11 protein-coding genes are annotated in these 8469 nt (G+C 48.8%); 5 read left to right on the forward strand and 6 right to left on the reverse strand.

Annotated features, from left to right (window positions below):
• From ABY802_RS14935 to ABY802_RS14945, 3 genes are all read left to right on the forward strand, one after another.
• The coding region (locus tag ABY802_RS14935; RefSeq protein ID WP_372627925.1) for an FAD:protein FMN transferase at positions 1 to 573 on the forward strand (573 nt) is incomplete at its 5' end.
• A gap of 3 nt (positions 574 to 576) precedes the next feature.
• Complete coding sequence (gene nqrM, locus ABY802_RS14940) at positions 577 to 789, forward strand: (Na+)-NQR maturation NqrM (protein WP_372627926.1); 213 nt, start codon at positions 577 to 579, stop codon at positions 787 to 789.
• A 102-nt stretch (positions 790 to 891) separates the two neighbouring features.
• Positions 892 to 1755, forward strand: a complete 864-nt coding sequence (locus ABY802_RS14945) for an MBL fold metallo-hydrolase (protein WP_372627927.1) — start codon at positions 892 to 894, stop codon at positions 1753 to 1755.
• A gap of 151 nt (positions 1756 to 1906) precedes the next feature.
• Here ABY802_RS14945 and dbpA read toward each other — a convergent pair whose 3' ends face one another.
• The 5 genes from dbpA to ygfZ all read right to left on the reverse strand — a co-directional run bounded on the left by dbpA (position 1907) and on the right by ygfZ (position 6281).
• Positions 1907 to 3286 (reverse strand): ATP-dependent RNA helicase DbpA, encoded by a 1380-nt coding sequence (gene dbpA, locus ABY802_RS14950; RefSeq protein WP_372627928.1) that lies wholly within the window; start codon positions 3284 to 3286, stop codon positions 1907 to 1909.
• Between the two features lie 89 nt (positions 3287 to 3375).
• The gene (locus ABY802_RS14955; RefSeq protein ID WP_372627929.1) at positions 3376 to 3702 is read right to left on the reverse strand and encodes a polymer-forming cytoskeletal protein; all 327 of its coding nucleotides are present in this window, start codon (positions 3700 to 3702) and stop codon (positions 3376 to 3378) included.
• 8 nt (positions 3703 to 3710) lie between these two features.
• Entirely contained in the window at positions 3711 to 4661 is a 951-nt protein-coding gene (locus ABY802_RS14960) for a M23 family metallopeptidase (RefSeq protein WP_372627930.1), read from the reverse strand.
• Positions 4662 to 4813: 152 nt separating this feature from the next.
• Positions 4814 to 5299 carry a peptidylprolyl isomerase gene (locus tag ABY802_RS14965; RefSeq protein WP_372627931.1) on the reverse strand — a complete coding sequence of 162 codons (486 nt, stop codon included), beginning with the start codon at positions 5297 to 5299 and terminating at the stop codon, positions 4814 to 4816.
• A 10-nt stretch (positions 5300 to 5309) separates the two neighbouring features.
• The gene (gene ygfZ / locus ABY802_RS14970; protein ID WP_372627932.1) at positions 5310 to 6281 is read right to left on the reverse strand and encodes a tRNA-modifying protein YgfZ; all 972 of its coding nucleotides are present in this window, start codon (positions 6279 to 6281) and stop codon (positions 5310 to 5312) included.
• 137 nt (positions 6282 to 6418) lie between these two features.
• On the opposite strand from ygfZ, the gene ABY802_RS14975 reads away from it, so the two are divergent.
• Both ABY802_RS14975 and ABY802_RS14980 read left to right on the forward strand, forming a co-directional pair.
• Positions 6419 to 6670 (forward strand): succinate dehydrogenase assembly factor 2, encoded by a 252-nt coding sequence (locus tag ABY802_RS14975; protein WP_372627933.1) that lies wholly within the window; start codon positions 6419 to 6421, stop codon positions 6668 to 6670.
• Positions 6657 to 7127 carry a protein YgfX gene (locus ABY802_RS14980; protein WP_372627934.1) on the forward strand — a complete coding sequence of 157 codons (471 nt, stop codon included), beginning with the start codon at positions 6657 to 6659 and terminating at the stop codon, positions 7125 to 7127. The genes ABY802_RS14975 and ABY802_RS14980 overlap by 14 nt, the downstream gene beginning before the upstream one ends.
• Here the strand turns inward: ABY802_RS14980 and nadB are convergent.
• The coding region (gene nadB, locus ABY802_RS14985) for an L-aspartate oxidase (protein WP_372627935.1) at positions 7117 to 8469 on the reverse strand (1353 nt) is incomplete at its 5' end. The genes ABY802_RS14980 and nadB overlap by 11 nt on opposite strands.

The raw sequence follows: 8469 nt of genomic DNA on the forward strand, positions 1-8469 counted from the left end.
GGTATTGAAAAAATAAGCTTGAATAATAACCAGTTGGTTAAAACAGATCCACGTGTCGCACTGGATTTATCGACAATTGCTAAAGGCTATGGTGTTGATCGACTTGCCGAGATTTTAGAAAACAATGGTATAACCGATTATCTGGTGGATATTGGCGGGGAAATGCGGGTAAGTGGCAGCAAACCCGACCGTGCCTGGCGGGTTGCCATAGAAAAGCCGGTAACGGGCCAGCGGGCGATGCAACGGGTGCTGGCGCCAGGGAATATGGCGGTAGCTACCTCGGGTGATTACCGCAATTATTTCGAGCAGGATGGCGTTCGTTACTCGCACTTAATTGATCCGCGCACTACCGAGCCTGTTGCGCACCGGACGGTGTCGAGTACGGTTATTCACCCCAGCAGCATGACAGCTGATGGTTATGCCACCGCGCTACATATTATGAATGCCGAAGAAGCACTGCAATTTGCTAATCAGTACCAGCTTGCGGCGCTACTTATCGTAAAAACTGACGATGGCTTTAGCGAGCTGGTTAGCGAGGCGTTTAAACCCTATTTAATTGATGAAGAGAGGTAAGTCATGGCGGTATTTTTATTTACCTTTGGTCTGTTTCTGGTGGTGGTGTTAGCCATGGCCATTGGCTTTGTTGTACAGCGTAAAACGCTGGCAGGCAGTTGTGGTGGTCTTGGTGAGCTCAATATTGCCAAAGCCTGTGATTGCGATAAACCCTGTGAGAAAAGACAAAAACGCCTGGAGAAAGAGAAATTCTGGCAGGATAATAAAATCATCTGAATGGAAGATCCGAGCGTATAGGTTAAGCTGTTACTTAACACAGGCTGCAACAATAGTGGCAGCCTGCAATTGCTTAAACTGACTACGACAAGGATAACAACAATGATAAGATTACAACCCCTCACGCTGCTCCTGCTGCTGTTTTTAAGTTTACCCGTATTAGCTAACCGCTTTGCCAACGTTGAGATAAACGCCACACCACTGGCGGATAACCTTTTTATGCTAACCGGCTCTGGTGGCAATATGGCCGCGCTGGTTACTGACAATGAAGTGATATTAATTGATGCTCAGTATGCCGAGCTGGCAGATAAAATTAACGCTAAGTTGGCAGAACTTAGCAGCGGTAAAGCGCTTGGTACCCTGATAAACACCCATATGCATGGCGATCATGTCAATGGTAACAGCGCGTTAATGCCAAAGCGGATAATTGCCCACGCCAATGTGTTAAAACGCCTTAGCGCCGATGCGTCATTTCCACGTGCTGGCTTGCCCACCGAAACCTTTACTACGCAACTCAGTTTGAATATGAGTGGCCAGAAACTGCGACTCGAATATCTGCCACCGAGCCACACTGACGGTGATGTTATTGTCTGGTTTGAAGGTAAAAACGTGGTGCACATGGGCGATATGTTGTTTGAGGGACGTTTTCCTTTTATTGATTTAAATAACGGCGGTTCGGTTCGTGGCTATATTGCCAACGTAGCCTATGTAATAAGCCAGATAGATGAACAAACTAAGGTGGTTCCGGGCCATGGCGCACTTACCGATAAAGCAGGATTACAACGCTTTCATCAGATGATGTTAGCCACCTTGGCGCAGGTAGAACAGCAGCAGGCGAAAGGCTTAAGTAACGAGCAAATCGTAGCAGCCGGGCTGGGTGAGCAATGGAAAAACTGGCACTGGAACTTTATTACAGAAGAGCGCTGGATTAATACCTTGCTACAGGCAGAACCATTGACCCGCTAACAGTTGGTTAATTGCTGTATCTGGCATTTACGCTTATCGCCGGTTATAAAAAACTGGCGATAAGCTAATTTATAAATTTAAACATCAAGTCTCAGCTATCAAAGCTCAGGCATCAAATAGCGGACACTATATCTCTGGGTTAATAAGCGCCTTACAAGCGCCATACCCGGTATTTTTTACCTTTCATTTTGCCATCGTTCAGTAACGCCAGCGCCTGTTTTGCTACTTTACGGCTAACGGCAACAAAAGCGACGGTGTCGAGCATCTGAATTTTACCAATATCAGCAAACACAATCTGGCTGCTACTGGTCAGTGCGCCGACAATATCGCCTGGCCGTAATTTATGCTTTTTGCCACCATCAATTTGCAGGGTTTGCATAGCAGGCTCTGGTAAGGCTTGTGATAGTACTGACGCGTCTGGCAGCGGCAGGGCATCTATTTCCAAAGCCAATTGCGCGGCCAGGGCATTGAGCTTACTGCCGTCATCCGGGCTCAGTAATGAGCAGGCCAGGCCGCTGTTGCCAGCACGACCCGTGCGGCCAATCCGGTGAGTATGGGTGGCGACATCATGGGCCAGCTGGTAATTAATCACTAAATCCAGTTTGTCGATATCCAGGCCGCGAGCGGCAACATCTGTAGCCACTAACACGCTGACGCTATTGTTACTGAACTTAAGCAATGCATGCTCGCGATCGCGCTGCTCTAAGTCGCCGTGCAAAGCCATCACACTGATACCAGCCAGCTTTAAGGTGTCAGCTAATTCCTGGGTTTCCCGCTTGGTATTGCAAAATACCACCGTGCTGGCGGGCACAAACTTGTGTAGCAGCAGTTTGACTGCATCGCTGCGGCTTATGCCGTCCAGTTGATAGAACTGCTGTTCAATACTGCTTTGGGTATGCGGGCTTGCTACGGTAACAGTAACAGGGCTTTGCATAATACTGTCGGCTATCTGGCGGACAGCCTTATCAAAGGTAGCACTGAACAGCAGGGTTTGGCGCTTAATCGGAACGTCTGCCAGAATCGCATTGAGCGCATCAGCAAAGCCCATTTCCAGCATCCGGTCGGCTTCGTCTAACACTAAGGTGGTTAATTCAGTTAAATCCAGACGTTGTTGCTGCAGATGATCCAGCACCCGGCCCGGCGTACCCACAATAATATGAGCGCCGTGTTCCAGTGAGACAATCTGGCTGCGATTGGGTACGCCACCGCATAGCGTCAGGACTTTAATATTATGAATATTACGGGCGAGCTTGCGGATTTCCGCCGCGACCTGCTCCGCGAGCTCGCGGGTAGGGCACAGCACCAGGGTCTGAATCCGGTAGCGCTTCACATCCAGTTTTGCCAGCAACCCCAGGGCAAAGGCCGCAGTTTTGCCTGAGCCGGTTTTTGCCTGTGCTATCACATCTTTACCGTCTAAAATTGCCGGCAAGCTTTGCGCCTGCACTGCGGTCATCTGGTGATATTCCAGGCTGGTTAAACATTCAAGTAAAGGCGTTGGCAAAGCCAGTTGACTAAAAGCTTGATCAGACACAATGAAATCCTGCAACTAAAAAACAGGACGCCGCCTGCAAGGGGGCGGCATTATAGCAGATGTGATTAGCGCATGTTGACGTTTTGTACTTAAGCCTTATTTTCAATCCGGTTGTCAGTGTCGGTTGCATCCTTTGGCTCAGGTTTAGTCAGGCTAACCACCTGATCTTGCGAGGTACGATGGGTTTCGCCAATAAAGCTGCCGCCGCGCTCAATACATAAATCGTCGCTATGAATAATACCAAGCGCTTTACCCTGAGGCAGAATTTCTACTGTATTGGCAAACAACTCACCGTCGAACAAGCCATTAATGATCACTTTATCAGCAGTAACTTGCGCTTTTACCCGGCCGGCAGCACTGATGATTAAGGTTTTTTCGCTGGTGATCACCCCTTCGACATAACCATCAACCTGCATATCGCAACTTAGTCGGAGGCTTCCGATAATTGAGCATCCCGCAGCGATGACAGTTGTAGTTGTGTGCTTGCTTTGGTTTGCAGCATCGTTACTAAAGAATCCCATTTAATGCTCCGTTCTTTTTCAAATACCAGATCAAAATTATTTGCGTCCCAATCCATAAAGCTTTGCGGGTTAAGTGACCGGTCTAAAAAGTGAATTTCGTAATGTAGATGTGGCGCCGTAGAGTTACCGGTATTGCCAGAAGTAGCGATCAGCTGTCCTTTGTGAACAAACAGACCATTAGCAACTTTAAACTCGTCCAGATGAGCATATAACGTCGAAAACCCAAACGCATGGCGGATTTTCAGTAAGTTGCCGTAGCCATTTTTACTCGGTCGTACAACTTCGACCACGCCATCGGCAGGGGCATAAATAGGCGTGCCACGATTGGCAGATAAATCTATACCATTGTGATGTTGCTGCTTACCCATGATGGGGTGGGTACGCACGCCAAAGCGCGAAGAGCGACGGCGAAATTCCAGCGGTGAACCATTAGGTACCAGCTGCAACATCGCCATTTTGGCACTGGAGTTTACTGTAGCGGTATCGAGTCTGGCTTCCAGATCCTGTGGAAACTCTTGCTCCAGTCCCAACGTCAGCTCAATTTCACCCAGCCGGTTACTCACCTGAAGCATTTCATCCTGCTTGATGGCCAGTTCCTGCTGCAGTTGCTCTCGGGTCTGGCTTAACTCAGTGATTTCCATAGCAAGCTGTTCAGCTTGCAGTGCTAATTCCTGCTGCTGACTTTTAGTGTGGTCAACCGTTTTTAGCAAATAATCGATAAGGGCTGCGGTAATAATAACGGTAAATAAAGCTAACCATAAGCTAATAACGGCATTGCGTTTAAATAGCTTGCTGATGCTGAAGTGGCGGGTACCATTGATGCTCGATACCGAGATAATAATGCGATCTTTCATCTGATATAACAGCTTTTACAATGGTTAAAAACAAAACAAGCGGTCAAAATAGGGTGCTTTGTCGCTTCTGTCAAGGTTTTCGTCGCTGCCAGAAATGACAAAACCGCAATCAATGCTGCGGTTTTGTTGCTAACTGCATTAAAGCTATAACATTAATGACTCTCGTCGCCTTCAATGCCATGAACATGGCCATGTGCTAATTCTTCGGCTGTTGCGTCCCGTACTTTCAGCACTTCAACTTCAAATTTCAGCTCAATACCTGACAAGGGATGATTACCATCTACCACCACCTCTTCTTCCGTCACGTCCAGAATAATCACTGACTGTTCCCGACCATCTGGTCCGGCAGCCCGAAAACGCATACCCGGTGCTACTTCCATGCCTTCAAACATGTTCTTAGGCACCGACTGTACCAGTTGGTCATGGCGTTCACCGTAGGCGTCTGCGGGCGCTATGGTTGCGGAAAAGCTGTCACCGACGGCTTTACCGGCCAGAGCCTGCTCCAGACCTGGAATTAATGCGCCATGGCCAAACAAAAATACCAAAGGCTCGCCATCAGCAGATGAATCCAGTTTGTTACCGTCCGGATCGGTAACGGTGTAATGCATGGCGACAACTTTGTCTTGTGAAATGGTCATGAAAACCTCTTTAACTTAAAGGATAAGGTAACGGCAGCAACTGCAGTGCCGGTGCACTGTCTGACTTTAACCGCAACGAGTCTGCCGGTGTTATATCATTAGGCAGTACGGCAATTAACCAAAGCTGGTTATTGATATTGACTGCGTTAATAACCTGGCCCACCCGGCGCCAGTTGTCGTTAAATTGTTGTTCGATATCACACCCGGCTGCAGGTGCTTCTTCGGTTTGTGCCTGTAAAATCCAGGCGGCACGTTTATTACGGCCAAGATATTTCATCCGGGCTACCGTTTCCTGACCCAGATAACAACCCTTGGTGAAGCTGATGGCCGAGACCGCTTGTAAATTAAGCATTTGCGGCACAAATTCACCTATCAAAGGCTGTTCCAGGTAACACAGGCCATGCAGAATGTGCTGTTTTAGCCAAAGAGTCGGCGCTGCCAGGGGGTACGCTTTGTCCAGCAAGGCTATAGCATCAATTTTGGGAAGGACCAGCATATAATGCTGCTCTGCTAACTGCAGTACCATGCCGTTATTATGGCGGCTTAGCCTACCATTGCCGCCCGGCAATTTAAAGCCAAGCTGAGTTACCAGGGTGTGCGCTTCATCGCCACCAATTCCCAATACGGCATAATCGTCGTTACCGGCCGAAAAACTTACCTTAGAAAAAACCCCAAATTTGCGCCATTGGATCACCGAGGCGTTTAATTCATCCCTAAAAGCGATAACTAATAGCTCGTCTGCTTGCTGCAATAAATGAAATACCGACCAGGTTTTGCCTTTGGCATCACAATGAGCACCACGTAAGAACTGCGAATCATCGAGCTGGTCTATGTCGCAAGTGGTCTGGCTTTGTAAATATTTGCGGTTATCTGCCCCGCTAACCCTGACTATGTCAAACGCAGGCAACGGCGCAATAAAAGCTCCCTGAACCTGATTGGACAATTGGCCGTAACTTTTTGCAGTTAACCAAGATGTATGCATTGTTTATGTCACCAGAAGTATCACCAAAGCGTAGATAGTTGTAACATTGGGGCTGCATTTAAAAGCTCAACCCCAAAACGGCAGTTTTGTGCAAATGTCGTTATCTTAATTACTGTATCTGGCACTAAGGAATTTGAATGACCGAGTTAATGATCAAACCACGTCTGCGCTGGGCGTGCCGGCGCGGCATGCTGGAACTGGACGTGTTGTTGGCACCCTTTGTTGAAGATGGCTACGATGCATTATCATTGCAGCAAAAGCGAGATTTTGAGCGCTTATTGGCCGCGGATGACCCGGACTTATTTGCCTGGTTTATGGGCCATACCAAATCGAATGATCCGGCCTTGCAGGCGCTGATTAACGTGATTCTTGACCGTGTCCGGGTGTAATGTCGCCATTGGCAGATCAGTTTGGCGCCAGTGGGGGATACTGGCATTGGCGTTTATGGTTTGCTCGATTTTTGTCTTACAGCCTCTGCCGGGTATTGCGTTGGCACTGGCAGCACCTTTACTGTTTGCCGTGTACTGGTATGGCATTCGCTGTTACCGGCAACCGCAAGTAGCCATCGGGTTAAGTTTGCAACCTGATGGCCAGTTACGGTGGTGGCAAAGCAAGCTGCCTTGCGGTCAGTTACGTGAAGGCTGTCTTGTCAGTGAGTTCGGGGTGTTAGTGCGCTGGCAAAGCGAGCATAGGCAGTTGCATCAGCAATGGTTGCTGGCTGATCAGCTAAGTGCAGCTGATTACCGTGCGCTGGCGCGACAGCTTAATCAGTTTAACTGGCAGCGCGCAGCGATAAAGCAAGCAGAGAACTCAAGCAGAGGCGGCAGCGGGGCTGCTAAGTTTTAGGCACCAGCACCGTCGGCTCAGGGCGATTAAGTAACTCAGGGTAATCCAGGTTGTAATGCAAACCGCGACTTTCTTTACGTGCCATCGCACAACGAATGATAAGCTCCGCCACCTGGGCCAGATTACGCAGTTCAAGTAAGTTGTGGCTAAGCCGGAAATGACTGTAATAATCATGTATTTCAGACTGTAATAACTCAACCCGGTGCAACGCGCGCTCTAGTCGCTTATTGGTGCGGACGATACCAACATAATCCCACATAAACAGCCTCAGCTCGTGCCAGTTGTGAGTAATGACAATTTCTTCGTCAGAATCACTTACCCGGCTTTCATCCCATGGCGCAATATCGGCATAATGCGCCGCAGCCGACAACTGGCTTAAAATATGTTTGGCAGCAGCCTGAGCAAAAACAACACATTCAAGCAGCGAATTGCTGGCCATTCGGTTGGCGCCATGCAAGCCGGTATAGGCAACCTCACCAATAGCATACAGGTTTTTTAAGTCGGTCTGGCCATCAAGGTTGGTGAACACCCCACCACAGGTGTAATGCGCCGCAGGTACCACCGGGATATGCTGGCGGCTGATATCAATACCTACACTTAAACACTTGGCATAAATTGTCGGGAAATGTTCAATAATGAAGTCTTTTGGCTGATGGCTGATATCAAGGTACAGGCAATTGGCGCCAAGTCGCTTCATTTCATAATCGATGGCCCGGGCAACAATATCGCGCGGCGCCAGTTCGGCACGCTCGTCAAATTCGGGCATAAAACGGCTGCCATCTGGCCGGCGCAGAAAAGCACCTTCACCTCGCATAGCCTCTGAAATCAGAAAGTTCGGGGCATCGGGGTGATATAAGCTGGTAGGGTGAAACTGATTGAACTCCATATTGGCAACCCGGCAGCCGGCGCGCCAGGCCATAGCGATACCGTCGCCACTGGCCACGTCCGGATTGCTGGTATACAGGTAAACTTTGCTGGCGCCACCGGTAGCCAGTGCCACAAAATGAGCTTGAATGGTTTCTACTTTAGCGCGGGTTTTATTCCAAACATAGGCGCCATAACATCGCTTTGCATCTAAACCAATTTTGGCGCCATTTATCAAATCGATCGCATTGTAATTTTCCAGAAGATGAATATTCGGATGCTGCTTAACCTGGTCTACCAGAGTGATTTGTACAGCCTGACCGGTTGCATCGGCGGCATGTAAAATACGACGGTGACTGTGGCCACCCTCCCGCGTCAGATGGTATTTCAAACTGCCGTCAGTATCCTGATACTGATCAAAGGGCACGCCTTGCGCAATCAGCCATTGCATCGCCTCTTTGGCGTGTTCAGCGGTATA

It is taken from the genome of Arsukibacterium sp., from assembly GCF_041616895.1.
In the GTDB taxonomy this organism is placed as follows: Bacteria; Pseudomonadota; Gammaproteobacteria; order Enterobacterales; family Alteromonadaceae; genus Alishewanella.